This is a genomic window from Streptomyces formicae (genome assembly GCF_002556545.1).
Taxonomy (GTDB): domain Bacteria; phylum Actinomycetota; class Actinomycetes; order Streptomycetales; family Streptomycetaceae; genus Streptomyces; species Streptomyces formicae_A.
Genome location: NZ_CP022685.1, coordinates 8415598 through 8433974, shown reverse-complemented (window position 1 = coordinate 8433974; position 18377 = coordinate 8415598). Strand labels below are relative to the sequence as shown.

The 18377-nt window shown below is 69.2% G+C and carries 15 protein-coding genes and 2 pseudogenes; 9 read left to right on the top strand and 8 right to left on the bottom strand.

Going from position 1 to position 18377, the window contains the following annotated elements; genetic code table 11:
* Positions 1-62: 62 nt before the first annotated feature.
* The 3 genes from KY5_RS36685 to fxlM all read left to right on the top strand — a co-directional run bounded on the left by KY5_RS36685 (position 63) and on the right by fxlM (position 5630).
* Entirely contained in the window at positions 63-3125 is a 3063-nt protein-coding gene (locus KY5_RS36685; RefSeq protein ID WP_098246243.1) for a lantibiotic dehydratase, read from the top strand.
* An 11-nt stretch (positions 3126-3136) separates the two neighbouring features.
* Positions 3137-4321, top strand: a complete 1185-nt coding sequence (locus KY5_RS36680) for a lanthionine synthetase C family protein (RefSeq protein ID WP_098246242.1) — start codon at positions 3137-3139, stop codon at positions 4319-4321.
* Positions 4322-4400: 79 nt separating this feature from the next.
* Positions 4401-5630, top strand: a complete 1230-nt coding sequence (gene fxlM, locus KY5_RS36675) for a methyltransferase, FxLD system (protein ID WP_098246241.1) — start codon at positions 4401-4403, stop codon at positions 5628-5630.
* 374 nt (positions 5631-6004) lie between these two features.
* Here the strand turns inward: fxlM and KY5_RS36670 are convergent, their stop codons facing one another.
* A complete protein-coding gene (locus KY5_RS36670; RefSeq protein ID WP_098246240.1) occupies positions 6005-6412 on the bottom strand; it encodes an acyl-CoA thioesterase in 408 nt (135 codons plus the stop codon).
* A gap of 119 nt (positions 6413-6531) precedes the next feature.
* Positions 6532-6846: a hypothetical protein gene (locus KY5_RS36665; protein WP_098246239.1), complete on the bottom strand. Its 315-nt coding sequence runs from the start codon at positions 6844-6846 to the stop codon at positions 6532-6534.
* 275 nt (positions 6847-7121) lie between these two features.
* Here KY5_RS36665 and KY5_RS36660 point away from each other — a divergent pair, with 275 nt between their 5' ends.
* The gene (locus KY5_RS36660; RefSeq protein WP_098246238.1) at positions 7122-7958 is read left to right on the top strand and encodes an IS5 family transposase; all 837 of its coding nucleotides are present in this window, start codon (positions 7122-7124) and stop codon (positions 7956-7958) included.
* A gap of 119 nt (positions 7959-8077) precedes the next feature.
* On the opposite strand, the gene KY5_RS36655 is transcribed toward KY5_RS36660, so the two are convergent.
* Both KY5_RS36655 and KY5_RS42815 read right to left on the bottom strand, forming a co-directional pair.
* Positions 8078-8215, bottom strand: a complete 138-nt coding sequence (locus KY5_RS36655) for a hypothetical protein (RefSeq protein WP_234363035.1) — start codon at positions 8213-8215, stop codon at positions 8078-8080.
* Positions 8216-8575: a hypothetical protein gene (locus KY5_RS42815; protein WP_234363034.1), complete on the bottom strand. Its 360-nt coding sequence runs from the start codon at positions 8573-8575 to the stop codon at positions 8216-8218.
* Here KY5_RS42815 and KY5_RS36650 point away from each other — a divergent pair.
* The 3 genes and pseudogenes from KY5_RS36650 to KY5_RS36640 form a co-directional block, all read left to right on the top strand.
* The gene (locus KY5_RS36650) at positions 8568-9164 is read left to right on the top strand and encodes a hypothetical protein (RefSeq protein ID WP_098246237.1); all 597 of its coding nucleotides are present in this window, start codon (positions 8568-8570) and stop codon (positions 9162-9164) included. The genes KY5_RS42815 and KY5_RS36650 overlap by 8 nt on opposite strands.
* Positions 9165-9266: 102 nt before the next feature.
* Entirely contained in the window at positions 9267-11744 is a 2478-nt protein-coding gene (locus tag KY5_RS41975) for a hypothetical protein (RefSeq protein ID WP_159072682.1), read from the top strand.
* Positions 11745-12120: 376 nt separating this feature from the next.
* Positions 12121-12393: pseudogene (locus tag KY5_RS36640) on the top strand (transposase); the annotation flags it as partial.
* A 68-nt stretch (positions 12394-12461) separates the two neighbouring features.
* On the opposite strand, the pseudogene KY5_RS36635 reads toward KY5_RS36640, so the two are convergent.
* The 4 genes and pseudogenes from KY5_RS36635 to KY5_RS36620 all read right to left on the bottom strand — a co-directional run.
* Positions 12462-12980, bottom strand: a pseudogene (locus KY5_RS36635) (transporter); the annotation flags it as partial.
* A 423-nt stretch (positions 12981-13403) separates the two neighbouring features.
* Entirely contained in the window at positions 13404-14180 is a 777-nt protein-coding gene (locus KY5_RS36630) for an FAD:protein FMN transferase (protein ID WP_234363033.1), read from the bottom strand.
* Positions 14173-14607 (bottom strand): FMN-binding protein, encoded by a 435-nt coding sequence (locus KY5_RS36625; RefSeq protein WP_098246235.1) that lies wholly within the window; start codon positions 14605-14607, stop codon positions 14173-14175. The genes KY5_RS36630 and KY5_RS36625 overlap by 8 nt, the downstream gene beginning before the upstream one ends.
* 13 nt (positions 14608-14620) lie before the next feature.
* On the bottom strand, positions 14621-15985 hold the full coding sequence (locus KY5_RS36620) for a ferric reductase-like transmembrane domain-containing protein (protein ID WP_098246234.1): 1365 nt from the start codon (positions 15983-15985) through the stop codon (positions 14621-14623).
* Positions 15986-16156: 171 nt separating this feature from the next.
* On the opposite strand from KY5_RS36620, the gene KY5_RS36615 reads away from it, so the two are divergent.
* Entirely contained in the window at positions 16157-16897 is a 741-nt protein-coding gene (locus KY5_RS36615; protein ID WP_098246233.1) for a response regulator transcription factor, read from the top strand.
* Positions 16894-18318, top strand: a complete 1425-nt coding sequence (locus KY5_RS36610; RefSeq protein WP_098246232.1) for a sensor histidine kinase — start codon at positions 16894-16896, stop codon at positions 18316-18318. The genes KY5_RS36615 and KY5_RS36610 overlap by 4 nt, the downstream gene beginning before the upstream one ends.
* The last annotated feature ends 59 nt before the right edge of the window (positions 18319-18377 follow it).

The following is an 18377-nucleotide window of genomic DNA, read 5'->3' as shown; positions in this document are numbered from 1 at the left end:
GGCCGGGAGATGTTCCCGCCCCACCCCCTACCACTCACATGCCCACAGCCGGAGGACGACTCATGACGCTGCTCTACCGGCACACCGGGGTCGCCCTGCTGCGGTCCACGGCACTGCCGCTCACCCACGCCCCCACGACCTGGCCCGACTTCACGAACCCGGATATGTGCCGCAGCTGGCTACGGCAGGTGTGGGGAGGCCCCGGCCTCGCCCAAGCGATCAGCCAGGCCAGCCCGGCCCTGGCCGCCCGCGTCGCCAAGCTCCTGGGCACGGAGCCCGCATGGGATCGTCAGGTGCGCCGGGCGACGGCGGCCGTCATGCGCTACCTACTGCGCGCCACCGGACGCCCCACCCCGTTCGCGCTGTTCGCCGGGGTCGCGCCAGTACACATCGGAGCAGACGCCCACATCACGTGGGGCGAAGAGCACCGGCCTTTCGTTCGCGTCGGCGCCGAATGGCTGGCCGATATCGTCGGGCGACTGGAGAGCCTGCCCGCGGTCTTGGACCGTCTTGAAGTTGAGTTCAGCAACCTCGCCGTACAGCGGGGGACGCACATCGAACTACCCCACGGCCCCGACAGGGTGAGCGTGCGGCACACCGAGGCCGTGCAAGCCGTGAGGGACGCGACCGTGCGGCCCTCCCGCGTCTCCACCGTGGCCGACAAGGTCGAAGGAGCATTCCCCGAAGTACCCCCGGCGAAGGTTCGCGGTCTGCTCGCCGAGCTTGTGCGGCGCGGGTTTCTCATCACCAGGCTGCGTGCTCCGTTCACCGTCACCGACCCTCTCGGTCACGTCGTGGATCGGCTCCGCGAAGCGCACGTGGACCGTGTGGGTGAGGCAGTGCCGTTGCTGCGGCTGCTGGAGTCGGTCCAGGCCGACGTCGCCCACCACAACGCCGACTCCACAGCGGGAGTCCTGCGGGCACGGCTCCGGAACGATCTGACCGCTCGGATGCGGGAGGTATCCAAGGCCGGTCGTACGCCGCTGTCGGTGGACCTGCGACTGGACTGCCAGGCACGTATCCCCGAAAGCGTCGTCCACGAAGCGGAGCGGGCCGCGAGCGTGATCGCCCGGCTGACACGGCAGCCTGTCGGCCAGGCGGCATGGCGGGACTTCCATGCGGCATTCTGCGACCGCTTCGGCATCAACACGCTGGTCCCGCTCGCCGACGTCATCGACCCCGACACCGGCATCGGCTACCCGGCCGGATACCCCGGCAGTACCCGACCCGAGCCACCCAGCGACAGCACGGCCGAACGCGACGAGCACCTCTTGTCCCTGGCGTGCCAGGCGGCCGCCGACCACAGCCGGGAGATCGTCCTGACCGAGGAAACCATCACCGCGCTGACGGTCCCCACCGGCGGCCGCGCGATCCAGGTCCCGCCGCACGTCGAACTCAGCGCACGCATCCTCGCGACCAGCCCACGGGCCCTGGAACGCGGCGAGTTCACGCTGACCGTCGCGCCCGCCCGAGCGGCCGGGACGCTCACCTCCCGGTTCACCACCACCGCCTCCGGCACCGGACTCGAAGACATCTACCGCAGCATCCCCGCCACCACCGAGGGCGCACTGCCGGTGCAGCTCTCCTTCCCGCCGATCTACCCGCACGCGGAGAACATCTGCCGTGTGCCCGCCTACCTGGACCACGTGCTGCCGCTGGGCGAACACCGCCAACTGTGCTCCACAGCGCAGGACGAGGGCACCGAAGCGGAGATCATCGCGCTGGACGACCTTGCCGTAACGGCGACCCGCGACGCGCTGCACCTGGTCAGCCTGTCCAGGCGCCGGGTGGTCGAGCCGCAGGTGTTCCACGCCCTGTCCCTGGGCAAGCAGCCACCGCCGCTGGCCCGGTTCCTGGCCCACCTGCCACGAGCCTTCACCGCCGGATGGCATGAGTTCGACTGGGGCCCGCACACCGCCCGCCTGCCTCACCTCCCGCGTGTCCGCTACGGCCGTACCGTCCTGTCCCCGGCCCGCTGGCGGCTGACGGCCGCCGAACTGCCGCTGGCGGATGCCGATCTGACCGCATGGCGGCGGGCCTTGAAGGTGTGGCGGGAGCGCTGGCACTGTCCCGCCCGCGTCGAGCTGCGGGACGCGGACCGGACCTTGCGTCTGGACCTGAACGAGGCGTCGCACGCCGTACTCCTCCGCTCCCATCTGGCACGGTGCGATCAGGCCGAACTCGTGGAGACCGCCCAGTCGGCGACCGAATACGGCTGGCTCCGGGGGCACACCCACGAACTCGCGCTGCCCCTGGTCACCACCCAGCCGCCAACTCCCGCACCCCGCCTGGACGGACCCCTGCCGCTCATCGACAGCCACAGCCACGGCCACCTGCCCGCCGCTCCCGGCTCGCGGTGGCTGTACGCCAAGATCTGGGCGCACCCGGAGCGACATGAGGAAGTCATCGGCGAGCACCTTCCCCGCCTCATCGCCGAACTGGCTGGCGATCCGGCGTGGTGGTTCATGCGCTACCGCAGCGCCACCGAACGCGACCACCTCAGGCTGCGCATCCGCTCCGACGAGTTCGCCGCCCACGCCGAAGCCATCGGCACCTGGGCGGAAAACCTACGGGCGCGCGGGCTGTGCGGCGGACTTGCGCTGGACACCTACCGGCCCGAGTCCGGCCGCTACGGCGGTCCGGCAGCGATCGAGGCGGCCGAAGCGGTGTTCGCCGCCGACTCCCTTGCCGTCCTCGCCGAGTTCCAGCACCCCGTCGACACAGCCCCGGCCGCACTCGTCGCGCTGAACATGTGGGACATCTGCCGGGGCCTGCTCGGCGGGACGGCCGAGGCGGTCCAGTGGCTGACCGCCCGCCGGGCCCCGGACGCCGTCCCGGACCGGACGATCACCGAACAGGTCACCACTGCCGTACGCGGCGCCCAGTGGGACGATCCCACCGCCTGGCCCGCCCCGGTGACCACGACCCGCCTCGCCCGCCGCGACGCCCTGGCCCGCTACCGCAACGCCCTGCCACCACAGGCAGACGTGGACACGGTGCTGGAGTCCCTGCTGCACATGCACCACAACCGGGCGCTCGGCATCGACCGCGAACGCGAGCGGGCCTGCCGCCGTATGGCCCGCCACGCCGCCCTCGCCCTGCGCGCCACCGAGGTGCCCCGGTGAGGTCCGCACCGATGCCTCAGCTGGCCGCCGCCCATCAAGATCCTTGGTGGAGCCAGTCCTTGGCCCACGGCGCCCCCAGTACGGTCCTACTCCACATCACCCGCGCACGCGCCGGTCACGGAAGCTGGGACAGCGCCCACCGGTGGGCCACCGCCATGACCGGCCGCCCCGCGACCGCCCACCCCAACCTGGCCGGGCTGTTCCTCGGCGTCCCCGCCATCGCCTACGTCCTGAACACCGCCGACCACCCCGCCTACGAGCGCGCCCTGACCAGCCTGGACCACCCGATCGCCACCCTCACCCGCCACCGACTTCGCGCGGCACACCACCGTCTCAGCTCCCACCAACCCGCGCGACTACGGGAGTTCGACCTGATGCGCGGCCTGACCGGCCTGGGCGTCTACCTCCTGCACCGGCATGGCGACGGAGACCTGCTGCGCGAGGTCCTCACCTACCTCGTACGCCTCACCCACCCGCTCGACGACGGGATGCCCGGCTGGTGGAGCAGCGACGGACCCAACGGCAAGCCGTCGGCGAAATGGCCCGGCGGGCACGGCAACCTCGGCCTCGCTCACGGCATCACCGGCCCCCTCGCGCTCCTCGCCGCCGCGATGCGACGCGACATCGCCGTGGACGGCCACACCGAGGCGATCGGCCGGATCGTCGCCGAGCTGGACCGCTGGCAGCGCCCCACCCGAGCCGACGGCGTGTGGTGGCCCGGCCTCATCACCCCTGACGAATGGGCGGCGGGCACCGTCACCGCCAGCACTCCCCAGCGGCCCTCGTGGTGCTACGGAACCCCCGGTGTGGCCCGCGCCCAGCAGCTGGCGGCCCTTGCCCTGGCCGACAAAGGGCGCCTCGACCACGCCGGGCAGGCCCTCGCCGCATGCGTACGCGACGAGACGCAACTGTCGCAGCTCACCGACGGCTCCCTTTGCCACGGCTGGGCCGGACTCGTACGCACCGTAGAACGAGCCGTCGACGACGACACCAGCGGCGAACTCGCCTCCACCCTGCCCGCCTTGCGAGACCGGCTGGCTCACTGGGCCGCAAGCGAGCGGATACCCGAGCGCGGCGGGCTACTCGAAGGCCCCGAAGGCATCCACCTGTGCCGGTCGGGCACGTCACCGCTCACCACGATCGTCGCCACGACTGCCGACACCGCCTGGGATGCCTGCCTGCTATTGGACGGCTGACCCGCCGCGCCCACTCTCCCGGTCACTGCTCTCACTCCGCCGCTGCCACACGATGACGGCCCTCGCTTCAAGGACTCCGATGACCAACACAGCTGCCGAATCCCCCGCTTTCCCCGCAGTGCTGCGCAACCGCCTAGTCGACCACATCCTCGCCGCCGGACACGCCACCGATCCGCGCGTGGAGGAGGCGCTCCGCACGGTGCCGCGCCACCTCTTCCTCCCCGACAGCGACGTGGAGACGGCCTACGCGAACAGAACCGTGATCACCAAACGGTTCGAGGACGGGACATCACTGAGCTGCGCCACCCAGCCGACCGTGATGGCGATGATGCTCGACCAACTCGCCGTCCGCGAGGGCGACAACGTCCTGGAAGCCGGGGCCGGAACCGGCTACAACGCCGCCCTCCTGCGCCTTCTGACCGGACCTGGCGGAGGCGTGGTGACCCTCGACAGCAACGCCGAGGTGGCCACCGAGGCCCGCTCCCGTCTGGACTACACCGGGTACGGCGACGTCATCGTGCTCACTCGTGACGGGGCGTTCGGCGCGCTCGAGTACGCCCCGTACCAGCGCGGCATCTTCACCGTCGGCCCCTGGGACCTGCCGCCCGGCCTCCTCGCCCAGTTCGCCGACGGGGCACGGCTGGTGGTACCGATGCGGTGGCGGGGACAGTCCCGCAGTGTCGCCTTTGTCCGCGACGGCGACACCTGGCACTCGGAGTCGATCGAGCTGTGCGGGTTCGTGCCCATGGTTGGCCAAGGCGGCGAGAAGACGGCCGTGGTCGACGATGCCGAGAGCGTCACACTCCGCTGGGACAGGGACCAGAACATCGATCCGGGCCGACTCCACGGCGTCCTTGACTACCCGAAATCCGTGATGCGGACAGGCGTCACGTTGGGGCCGAACGAGTCCTGGGACGGAGTATGGCTGCGGCTGACCGCAACCGAGCCAGGCACATGCGGGATCAGGGCGGACCAAAGCGCCTTCGACTCCGGGCTGTGCACGCCCGCGAAGGCAAAGGTGTACGGCCCGGCGCTCGTCCAGGACGGATCGCTGACCTACCTCACCACACGACGCGTCGAGGGCGAGGCTCCGTTGTGGGAGCTCGGGGCGATCGGGCACGGACCGGACGGGGAACACCTTGCTGAGCGCATGATGGTCGACATCCGGGCCTGGGATGCCGACCGCGGAGCACGCCCGACCGTCAGCATGCACTCGGCGAAAGCCTCGGCCACCGACCTCTCGGAGGGATTGGTGGTCATAAAGGAGCATGTCCGTCTAGTCCTCGCGCTGCCGGAGAGCAAGGGGTGATCGGCGCTTGAACTTATGTGATCGCCGGTGTTGCGGGGAGGCGACGCCGCCTCCCCGCAACACGAGGCGCAAAGGTCGCGGGCCAGAGCCGGGGGCGTGCAGTTTGATCCGATAGCGGACCGAGGTGATGAGCAGGGTCAGGATGGCGGCGATGAGGAGCGGGGCTGCAGCGGCGTCGCACGCCGTCTGAAGGCCACGGAGCAAAGGCTCGATGACGGGGTTTGAAGTGGGTGTGTGCTGGAAGTGGGCGGCGCCGGTGCCGAGCGCGGCAAGCGGCAGAGAGAGGGCGAGGCCGCGGGCGAGAGTACGCCGGGCTGTGGCGCGAGGAGTGCGGGGATCGGCGGTGCTCATGGCGCTCCGGGGAGAACCAGTTCTCAGTGCTCGGTGCAGCGGTCCAGAAACGCCAGCTCGGTGTCAGTGAGGCGGCGGGGCCGTCCGGTGTCCAGATTGTAGGCGACGATGGTGGTCGCGCCGTCGGCGTACAGCTGGTCGGCATCCCGGATCTCGTACGTCAGCTCGAAGGAGACCGCTCTGCTCTGCGCCACCCGGACGTGCACGTCGACCGGGTCTTCGCGGTAGTGCAAAGGGGCTCGGAAGTCGAGGCTGGCGCGGCTCACGACGAACGCGTGCCGACGGCGGCCGGCCTCGTCCTCTGCCAGCACCTCGCGGAACATCCTCGTCCGCGCTTCCTCCATGTACCGGAGGAACATGGCGTTGTTGATGTGCCCGTACGCGTCGGCGTCAGCCCAGCGCAGCGGGCAGGGGTAGGTGTAACTGGGCACGAGTGGTTCTTTCTGCTGGTGGGCGGGGCGCGGTAGCTGTGTGGTGAGCCGTGCGTGCCGCGTCGGATCCGGCGCAGCGCCGTTCTGGCACCCGGCAAGAGCTCGTGAGTGACTTGCCCCTAAGAGATCAGCGGATCACGGTCGGGCGGTGACAGATCCTCCCGGATGGCGTGGAGGAGGCTCACCCATTCGTCCGCCTTGTTGAGGTGCTGCGCGATCATGGCGAGAGCGCCTTCGGGATCGGCTGGCAGGACTGCAGCGAGGACGGGCTTCACCTCGGCCCGGAGTTGATCATCGAAGTTCGTCCAGGACACCCGGGCGATCAACGTAAGAGGGGCGACCTCGGTGACGCCCCAGCGTCCGGGGCTCTCTTCAACGGCCCAGATCACGTTGCGTTTCGAGGGTGAGAGCGTCAGCTGCGCATCAGGACCCATCAGACGGCTGAGAGCGGGCAGAGGGATGCCGTCCTCCCCTGCCTGGGCAGCGGCCTGCTCCGGACTGCTGAGCGTTTCGCCCGGTCTCGCTCCGGAATGCGGGCATTCATGGGCCCCGGAGCCCTGTGACGGGAGTGCCCCAGGAGTAGGCCAGCCAGTGCCGTGGCGGGCGAGGGCTGTTTCATTCCGGCACCTCCTGTCTCATCCCAAAACACCACGTCCCGGGGGGCTTTTGCCCGCTGGTCAGGTCGACGGCCGCGCGGTACATCGGAAACATAACTCCGTCCGGCGGCTACCCCAGCGACCTGTCCGACGATCGCTGGGAGTTGATCGAACCGGTGTTATCCGCCTGGCGCAACGAGCGCCGCGGACGCGGCCTGGACATCGGTCGCCCGCCCGAACACGACCTGCGTTCCCTGATGAACGCAGTGCTCTACGTGGACCGCACCGGAATTCCCTGGCGCTACCTGCCCCACGACTTCCCACCGTGGCCCACGAGCTATCACTACTTCGCCTGCTGGCAGGAGGATGGCGTCTTCAACCAGCTCACCGGGTTGCTGCGGGGGCTGGTCCGGCAGGCCGAAGGCCACGATCCCGAGCCCTCGGCCGTGCTGGACTCGCAGAGCATCAAGACCTCCGCCAACGTGCACCGCGCCGACCAGGGCACCGACGCCGGGAAGCGGATCATCGGCCGCAAGCGCCACCTCGGCTGCGACACCCTCGGCCTGCTCCTGACCGTGCTGGTCACCGCGGCGAGCGTCTCCGACACCGCGGCCAGCCGGGCCTTGCTGTCCCGCATCGCCGCGGCCCACCCCCGCATGCGCAAGGCCTGGGTGGACGCCGGCTACCGCACCACCGCCATCGACCACGGCGCCCGCCTGGGCATCGACGTCCACCCCGTCCAACGCCCGCCGGGCGCCAAAGGGTTCACCATCATCCCAAGACGGTGGACCATCGAACGCAGCATCGGCTGGCTCATGCACCACCGCAGACTCGCCCGCGACTACGAACGGCACCCGCACCGCTCCGAAGCCATGATCCACCTCGCGATGATCGACCTCATGGCCCGTCGCCTCACCGGCGAAGCCACTCCAAACTGGCGCGGAACCTGACCCCACGGGACCAAACATAAAACCCAGGGCGAAACGCTCAGTAAGCCCGGACATGCCCCGGCCCCGGCGCCAGAGGGAGGAGAATGGTGCCGGGGCCGAGGCGTCTGCGCCCGGGTTCCTCAAACGGCGGGACGCTTGGCATCGATCAGGAAGGTGGCGGCGGCCCTGGGACCCGTGTCGGCGGGCAGCTCCTCGACGTGAATCCCGGTGAATCCGGCCTCGTTCAGGACCGTGGTCCATACGTGCCCTTGCAGCACTCAGTCGCGCATGGCGGCGCTCTCGCCCTTCGGGGTCTTCGCCGGCATGTCGGCGGCCGTGGTAAACCGTTTCACCTGATGTAGGGCGCAGGTTCTTTCCGGTGAAGAATTGAGAAACTCGGCGCGGCAACCTGCGAACGCAATTTGAAAGACAAACAAGTTGCGATGGCTGTGCAGCATCGGTGTTGGCCTGTCCTTCCGGCTGCAAACCAGATTATGGGTAACACGCCGAGCTGAATCGTTCCCCTTGCGGCCAGGAGAGTGAAGACACAAAGAGAGGAGTTGATCACGCTGCGCACCGAAGATTTCATGTGTGGCACCCAACCCCTCTTTCTCTTCTCGGAGGAACTCTGTGTCCATCTCCCCCTCGCTCCAGCTCCTGTCCCACCGCTGCGCCACCACGGTGGCGACCGCCGCGGTGAGCACCGTTCTTCTGGCGGCTCCCGCCGAGGCCCTCACCCCGCAACTCGCTGCGGCGGCGAGCGTCTCCTGCCAGGCCGGCGGGCAGGCGTCCTTCTCCCCCGGCCTGCTGCCGATCCCCGCTCCCCGGGACACCAACGTGCAGTACAGGGGCCAGGACCGCTCGTGTACGGGAGTGACCCCGGGCGGCAGCGAGATCGCCACGGCGCGGTTCAACGGCTCGTTCAACGCCCCGATGTCCTGCGTGGTCGGCGGCGGTGACGTTCCCACCCCGGGCTCGGGAACCATCGAGTGGAAGACCACCAACGGCAAGACCCTGCGCAGCACCCTGTCGATCACCATCTCCGGCCAGATGTTCAACGAGGCCACCGTCGATGGCAGCGTCACCGACGGCGCCTACGTGGGCGCGCAGGTACACGGCAAGTTCCGTGTCGACCTGTTCAAGGAAGGCGTCAACTGCGCCGCACAGTCCTTCTTCGGCGGCCTGAAGTCCGCCCCCTTCGATGGATCCTTCACCATCAACGGCTGACCTGATCAAGGGCTTAGCAGCCCCCTTGAAGCTGCGTGGCGCAAACCTGCCCTGGGCGCGCCACGCGGCGCCTACGTCTACACATCTTCTAGGGAGAGTCCTTTGTCGGACGATGACGACTACAGCGGCAGCGACGACGGCGGCTCGGACGACAGCGGCGGGTACGACGGCTCCGACGACGGCGGCTCGGACGACAGCGGCGGGTACGACGGCTCCGACGACGGCGGCTCGGACGACAGCGGCGGGTACGACGGCTCCGACGACGGCGGCTCGGACGACAGCGGCGGGTACGACGGCTCCGACGACGGCGGCTCGGACGACAGCGGCGGGTACGACGGCTCCGACGACGGCGGCTCGGACGACAGCGGCGGGTACGACGGCTCCGACGACGGCGGCTCGGACGACAGCGGCGGGTACGACGGCTCCGACGACGGCGGCTCGGACGACAGCGGCGGGTACGACGGCTCCGACGACGGCGGCTCGGACGACAGCGGCGGGTACGACGGCTCCGACGACGGCGGCTCGGACGACAGCGGGTACGACGGCTCCGACGACGGCGGCTCGGACGACAGCGACAGCGGCTCGGACGCTGGCGACGACACCGACTCCGACACCGGATCGGACGACGACGCGGACGCCGGCGACGACACCGACACCGACACCGGATCGGACGACGACGCGGACGCCGGCGACGACACCGACACCGACACCGGATCGGACGACGACGCGGACGCCGGCGACGACACCGACACCGACACCGGATCGGACGACGACGCGGACGCCGGCGACGACACCGACACCGACACCGGATCGGACGACGACGCGGACGCCGGCGACGACACCGACACCGACACCGGATCGGACGACGACGCGGACGCCGGCGACGACACCGACACCGACACCGACACCGGATCGGACGACGACGCGGACGCCGGCGACGACACCGACACCGACACCGACACCGGATCGGACGACGACGCGGACGCCGGCGACGACACCGACACCGACACCGACACCGGATCGGACGACGACGCGGACGACGACTCGGACGCAGGCGACGACAGCGACAGCGGCTCGGACGCCGGCGACGACACCGACTCCGACACCGGTTCGGACGACGACTCGGACGACGACGCGGACGCAGGCGACGACACCGACACCGGATCGGACGACGACGCGGACACCGGCGACGACACCGACACCGACACCGGATCGGACGACGACGCGGACGACGACTCGGACGCAGGCGACGACAGCGACAGCGGCTCGGACGCTGGCGACGACACCGACTCCGACACCGGTTCGGATGACGACGCGGACGCCGGCGACGACACCGACACCGACACCGACACCGACACCGGATCGGACGACGACGCGGACGCCGGCGACGACACCGACACCGACACCGGATCGGACGACGACGCGGACGCCGGCGACGACACCGGTTCGGACGACGGCTCGGACGACGACGCGGACGCAGGCGACGACAGCGACAGCGACACCGGATCGGACGACGACTCGGACGCCGGCGACGACACCGACACCGACACCGGATCGGACGACGACGCGGACGACGACAGCGACACCGGTTCGGACGACGGCTCGGACGACGACGCGGACGCAGGCGACGACAGCGACAGCGACTCGGACTCCGACGCAGGCGACAACGCCAACTCCGACGGCGCCTCCGACGGCTCGGACGCCGACACGGACTCCGACGACGACAACTCCGATGCCGACTCGGACGACGACACCGACTCGGACGAACCCCTCGAGCAGGGTGAAGTGCGGGACCAGGACGACGACTCGGACGAACCCCTCGAGCAGGGTGAAGTGCGGGACCAGGACGACGACTCCGACGCCAGCGGCGACAAGGCCCATCACAAGGAAGCCCTGAGCAGCGGAGACCGCAAGCCTGTAAAGGTCGGGAAAGATTCCCAGAAGGAATACAAGGCTTCCGATCTGGGATTTAAGCTAACCAAGGATCAGCAGTCCGTTTACAACTCTTTGAACAAAATGCAAAAAGCTATGCTGCACAGGACGACGGGCCGAGACGAAAAGATCAACGACTACAGGAAAAAGAACCCTAACGTTTCACTCGAAGCGCAGGAACTTCATGCCGCACCTGGCGCGTCCTTCCGGCCACATTACGCCAAGGTCGACCGCGGCGAGGGACTGGACAATGCGGGCTGGGCAGCTCTGGCCGCAACCAACAAGGCGCTCGGTAGAAAAAAGGGGGAAAGCGATCAATTCGAGAGGCATCTCCCCTCTGGATACAGCAACGAACAAGCAAAGAAAATCCAGAATCAATTGCTCGACATGGGCCTAACTGGCTCTTCGATCAATCGGATCACGGCCTGCCACGGCCCGAGTGAGCTGTCCGACCTGATTCGCCGAGATAACCCGACGACCACCCAAAAGAGAAAGCGGTTGCTTAATGACTGGGGAGGGGAGAATGATGGGGCCGAATATGAGAGCGGTGAAAGCGGGACCGAGGACTCTGGGGACGGGCGGGGCGGCAATGCATCCTCGGCCACAACTGAATACAACAAGTACCTATTCAAGAAGAACAGCGGGTGACGCACTTCCGGGGAGCACGGTGGCAGCTCGCCGTCCGCACTGACGTCGCTCCCTTCCGGTAGTGAGGCGTAAGGGTGTGACCGCGAGGATTACCGAGAGGGAGATTGCCGGCAGGCTTTCCTGATCCGGCTCTTCCGGGCGAGAGCCTGAGGCCGGGCTGGCGGCGCTCATCCCGGGCCGTTGCTGGGGCGTCCGAGACACCCCAGCAACGGCCTACCGCCATGTTTGTGCCGTGAGCGAGGAGACAGGCGACGGCTGCCTCTCAGCCGAACACGGGGTGCACCTCGGTGCCGCCGGAGAGCAGGGGGAAGTCGAGGTGCCAGCGGCGCCGGCTCACCGCCGCCCCCGCCCCGCGTCCTGGCCGGGATCGAGGGCGGCGAGTGTCGGCAATACCACCACGATCGCCGACGGCGGCTACCCGGGCTCTGGACTAGTCATCCCGCACCGCCGCAAGCGCGACAAGGCCGAGCTTCCCGTCTGGAAAGAGGACCGCAACAGGTCGCACAGGCAGGTCCGAGCTCGGGTCGAGCGTGTCTTCGCCCGCATAAAGGCCTGGAAGATCCTCCGCGACTGCCGCCTCAGAGGCGACGGCGCCCACCAGGCCATGCTCGGCATCGCCCGGATGCACAACCTCGCCCTCGCAGGATAGATCAACGGGCTTCGCCGTGATCAGCCATGCCCGAGGCGAATCCGAGATCATTTACGGGACAGCCCTTAAGCCTGATCCGAGGCGCCGCTGACGGAGGCCACGGTCTCAAGAACGAAGTGGTCGTTGCCGAAGTACCGGTAGCGGACCAGGTCGATCGAGCGCCGGTGCTCGCGTACGGCGCGGGCGTCGTAGCGGGTGAAATCACCGGCCACGCAGACCAGCCGGGGTGCGCTCCACAGGATCTGGGATGCGGCCGTCGCCCCGAGCCGGTCGCGGACCAGGTTCTGGAAGGCGTGCTTGTGGCTCGTCAGCCAGGCCATGTAGTACAGCCCCTGGTTGATCACGCCCGCGTCGGTGCCACGCTTGTACTCGACGATCACGGGCGCCCCGTTCTCGTCGAGGCCCAGCGAGTCGATCCGCCCACCATCGGTGCAGTCGATCACGTACTCACTCGCGAGGAACGTAACACCCAGCATCGTCTCCATGTGCGCCTCGATGAGGTCATGCACATCTGCCTCGACATCAGCAAGCTGCGGCATGACTTCAGTAACGCCGCTCTTGGTATTGAACAGCTTCAGGCTCGACACCACCCCTCCTCGACTAGAAGATGGACAACGTCGAGCAGGTGCGGCTCTATTTCCCGATGCGGCTTCAGCACCGTGGAGATGATGTGAGGGCTGACCGCTCAACCCGCTCCTGGCAGCTCGCTCCGGGCAGGCCCCCACGTCAGCTCAGGTGAAAGGAATAGAGAGGTCAGTCCCCTGATTGGTCGCGCGTTGGCCACGCGTGACCAACGCATGGCCAGCAGCGGCCAGGAACACTGGGAAACACCCAGAAAGAGGCCCACCTAGACAGGAATCGAGATCCTCAACCTGCGCTACAAAATGCCTGGTTAGAGGCCCGTTCTCGCTCCTTCCGGCCAGGGGCGGCGGCCCCGGCCGTTCCGGAGACACACCCCGCGGCTCCCGAGCAGCTCAGCGATCGCTCGGCGGCCTCGAATGTCTCCCGCGTCAGGATCCGTGGCGATGGAATCCCGAGGTCCGCCATTGCCGGCCGTCCGGCAGGATGGCGAGAGCTTCGTGGTCGGGCAGGCTCTCCAGCCAGTCCCGGGCGTCCTCGCCCCGTGCGAAGGCCGCGGTGGCGTAGGCGTCGGCCATGGTCAACCGCGGTCCGACGACGGTGAGGGACGCCAACGTGGTGACGGGCGTGCCGTCGCGCGGGGCGAGGACGTGTGCGCCGCGTTCGGCGGTGCCCGAGGTGGCGACGGCCAGATCATGGTGGGCGGCGATGACCGTGGCGAGTTCGCCGGGCCGCAACGGGTGGGCGATACCGATGCGCCACGGAGCACCGGCGGCCGGCCTGCCGCGCAGTTGGATGTCGCCGCCGCCGTTGACGCAGGTGTGCCGGGCACCGGCATCGAGGAGGATGTGGGACGCGGTCTCAGCCGCCCAGCCCTTGACGAGACCGGAGGGGTCGAGGTGGCCGGCGGGGACGATGCTGAAGTAGCCGTCGCTGTCGTGAGTGGCCCGGGCACACAGGGACAGGACTTCGCCGACTTCGGGCGGGCAGTCGGCGAGGCGGATGTCGCCGCGATCGAGGCGGCTGATGTGGCTGTCGGACCGGTAAGTGGAGAACACGGCGTCCACTCGGTGGAGGTGACGTACGGCCTGGGAGAGAGCGCGGTGGATAGCGAGGGTGGGCTCGTCACGGATGTCGAAGGTGAAGACCGTCCCCATCACGTGCTCTACGTGGCGCAGTCCGCCTACGGTGGATGCGGTGTCAGGCATGGGCCTGGTCCAAGGCGCTCTGCAGGGACTGGATGTAGCCCTGGCTCGTGTAACTGGCGCCGGAGACCGCGTCGATGTGCGCGCTTCGAGCGCCTAGCGCCTCCTGCGTGAGACGGGGCAGCGCATAGGCGGCCACCTGCCGGTCTCGGCCGTTCTGGTCCGGTGCCCGGAGAACTTTGACCGCGGTGATTCGTCCCTTGGAGAGGGTAACGGCGACCTGCACGGGTCCGTACCGCGTGGCGACGGGCTCCCCTGTGAACGTACCCGTCCCCGTCGATGCCCCGCCCGATGTGGTGCCCGGTGCGGGCGAGGACGCGGATGGTGGGCTCGACAGAGCGCCGGTTGCGGGGAGTTGGTGGGGTTTCAGCGCCAGCAGGGCGACGATCGTGGCGCTGATCCCCGTGGTGGCGAGGACGGCTCGACGCATGACGGGGGTCTCCTCAGAACGCGAACGACTCGTGATGGATGCGGCGGGCCGGCACACCGGCTTGCCGGAGGGCCGCGGTCGCGGCCCTCGTCATGCCGGGCGGACCGCACAGGTAGACGTCGTGTGCCGCCAGGTCGGGGACCAGTGAGCTCAGGCCCTGGGCGGTCAACGGCGAGGAGTAGAGGGCCGGTTCGTCGACCACGTAGCGGACGGTGGCCCGTCGGCGGGCGGCGATCGCGTCGAGCTCACCGCGCAGGGCCAGATCTTCGACGGTGCGGGCCCGGTAGACGAGGGTGACCTGGCCCGGCAGTGTCTCGAAGAGCGTACGCAGAGGTGTGATGCCGACCCCGCCGGCCAGGAGCAGGACCAATGGTGCGGTGCGACGGTTCGCCGTGAAGCCACCGTACGGCCCCTCGGCCCACACCCGGGTGCCGGGCGCCAGACGAGCGAGCGCGGCACTGTGCCCACCTGCGGCCTTCACCGTGATGCGCAGCCGACGTGGGTGGGCCGGAGCCGACAGGGAGTACGGGTTCGCCGTCCACCACAGCCCGGGTGCCATGAAGCGCCAGCGCAGGAACTGTCCCGGCTCACCGCCGAGTTCGTCCAGGTGCTCGCCGGTGAGGTGGACGGAGACCACGCCCGGGGCCTCGGGCCTGACCGCGACCACGCGCATCCGATGGCGCAGTCCGCGTCGTACGGGAACGACGAACCGGTACCAGCACAGCAGGGCGGCGACGCCGAGGAACAGTGTGTACCAGGCGGTTTGGGCAAGACGGTTGCCGACGAAGTCGGCTCCGTCGGAGAGCTGATGGCCGAAGGCGAGGAAGACGGCGAGGTAGGTGGCGAAGTGCAGATAGTGCCACGCCTCGTAACTCATCCGGCGACGGGCGGCGCGGGCCGAGAGGACGCCGGTGATCAGGAAGAGCAAGAAGCCGATCGTGCCCTTGAGCAGGTCCGGGTAGTGGAGGACGAGCGTGGAGGTCTGGCTGACCACGTCGGTATGTGAGGTCAGGGAGTAGCCCCAGACGATCAGCAGGGTGTGGGCCAGGGCCAGCGAGACGGTGCAGCGACCGCCCAGGGCGTGCCAGCGGGCGAGGCGATCGGTGCCGATCGTGTGGTCGAGGAGCGGCATCCGGGCCATCAGGGCCAGCAGCACCGCGCAGGCGTATCCCGCCATCAGGCCGGTGATGCGGCCGGCCCCGGTGAGCCAGTCCTCAGGGCCGACCACCGCGGTCGTATCGCTCCACCACAGGGCCAGTACCCCCGCTGCACCGCCCCAGATCGCCAACTGTGCCAGGAGCGGCACAGGGCTACGGCGCGGACGCCGGTGACACAGCCCACCGCTCGCATAGGTGCCGCCGGTCAACGTGGTGGTCATGGGTTCCTCCCCGTAAGGGCTTGATCTGGCGAAGGGCGGCCAGCATCACAGCCCAACCTCTGCGGACCTTCTGAAACCGCCCCCGTCGGCCGCTCTCGGCGCCGATTCAGAGGAAACTCAGAGCCACCGCGCACCCCGCTCCGGCCTGCGCCGGGGGATGCTGGAGGAACCATGAACGAGCCGCGCACCCCATCCCCGCCCCCGCTGCACCGCCCCGACGGAGGCCCGGTCCGGGTCCTCGTCGTCGACGACGAACCCGACGTCACCGGCGTCCTGGCCACCGTCTTGACCAGCGAGGGCTGGCAGGTTCGCACCGCTGCCGAAGGCAGGAGTGCCCTCGCGGCGGCCCGCGACTTCCTACCCGACGCGGTGGTCCTGGACTGGATGCTGCCCGACCTGGACGGCTTGCAGGTACTGCACGCCCTCAGACGCGAGGCGCCTCGCGTGTGCGTGCTGTTCCTGACCGCCCGCGACGCGGTCGAGGACCGCATCGCCGGCATCACCGCGGGCGGCGACGACTACGTCACCAAGCCCTACAGCCTGGAAGAAGTCCTGGCCCGGTTGCGCGGTCTCCTGCGGCGGGCCGGCATGACCGCCGAGCCCGGCACGGACCAACTCGCCGTCGGTGACCTCACCATGGATGAAGAAGCCAGGGAAGTCCGCCGCGCCGGCGTCACGGTGGAGCTCTCCCGCACCGAGTTCGAGCTCCTGCGGTTCTTGATGCGCAACCCGCGCCGGGTCCTGTCCAAGGATCAGATCCTCGCCCGGGTCTGGGCCTACGACTTCGGTGGGCGTGCCCACATCGTGGAGCTCTACATCAGCTACCTCCGCAAGAAGATCGACGCCGGACACGCTCCGATGATCCACACGGTGCGCGGCGTCGGCTACGTCCTCAAGCCAGGCACTCCGTGAGGCGACTGCCGCCCCGTACGCTGCGCGGACAGCTCACCGCCGGACTCGTCACCCTGCTGGCCCTCGCCTGCCTCTCCGTCGGGATCAGCACCGCACTCGCGCTGCGCGGGTTTCTCATGGGCCGCCTGGACGAGCAGCTCACCGCGTCCGGCGGCCGGTTCGCCGCGAGCCTGGAACACGAAGCCAAGCCCGACGCCGACAACCGCCCCGACACCCGGGGCCAGGCCGACGCCACCTTCGGCGCCCGCCTCGTGGACGGCAGCGTCACCCGGGCCGCCGTCGTCGACGACGCGACCGATCGACCCGTCCGGCTCGCCTCCAGGGACCGTCGCGCCCTGGCTGCGATCCCCACCGACGGGAACGGGCACAGCATCGGCCTGTCCACCCTGCGCGGCTACCGCGTCATGGCATTCAGAGGCGACGACCAGGACACTCTGCTCACCGGCCTGCCGCTACACCCCGTGGAGGAGACCGTTCACCGCCTCGAAGCGGTCGAGACGGTGCTGTTCGCCGCCGCTCTGCTGATCACCGGCGTCGCCGCGGCGCTATGGGTGAGGATCTCACTGCGCCCGCTGCGGCGGGTCACCGCCCGAGCAGCGGAGGTGGCCGAACTCCCGCTGGCCAGCGGCGAGATCGCCATGCCGGGGCCACTTCCCGACAACGACCCGCGCACCGAGGTCGGTCAGGTCGGCTCCGCTCTCAACCACATGTTCGGCCACGTCGAGGACGCTCTCAGCCGCCGCCACGCCAGTGAGGAGCGGCTGCGTCACTTCGCCGCCGATGCCAGCCACGAACTACGCACACCCGTCGCCAACATCCGCGGTCACGCCGAACTCGCCCTGCGCCACCACGGACCTGTCGCCGCCGAGGTCCGCCACGCCCTGGAACGCATCGACGGGGAATCGCGGCGCATGACCCGTCTCGTCGACGACCTGCTCCTCCTCGCCCGCCTGGACGCCGGCCGCCCTCTCGAACACGGGCCGGTCGACCTGACCTTGCTGATCTTGAACGCCACGGACGACGCCCGCGCGGCAGGACCCACCCATCGCTGGCTCCTCGATCTCCCCGAAGACCCCGTCACCATCACCGGCGACGCCCACCGACTCCAGCAGGCCATCGGCAACCTCCTTGCCAACGCCCGCACCCACACACCGCCCGGCACCGAAGTGACCATCACCCTCACCACCGGCGGGCCCGACGTTTTCCTCAGCGTGAGCGACAACGGTCCTGGCATCCCGGAGGATCTTCAGCCGGAGGTCTTCGGCCGCTTCGTCCGGGCCGACCACACACGCTCCCGCAACACCGGAAGCACCGGCCTCGGCCTCGCCATCGTCCACGCCGTCACCACCGCGCACGCCGGAACCGTCAGCCTGACCAGCCGCCCCGGGCGCACCACCTTCCGTATGACACTGCCCGCGTGACCACACCGGACCTCCCTCTGGCTTGGAATCGGACTTGCTGTCGCTCCCGCCCCCTTGGC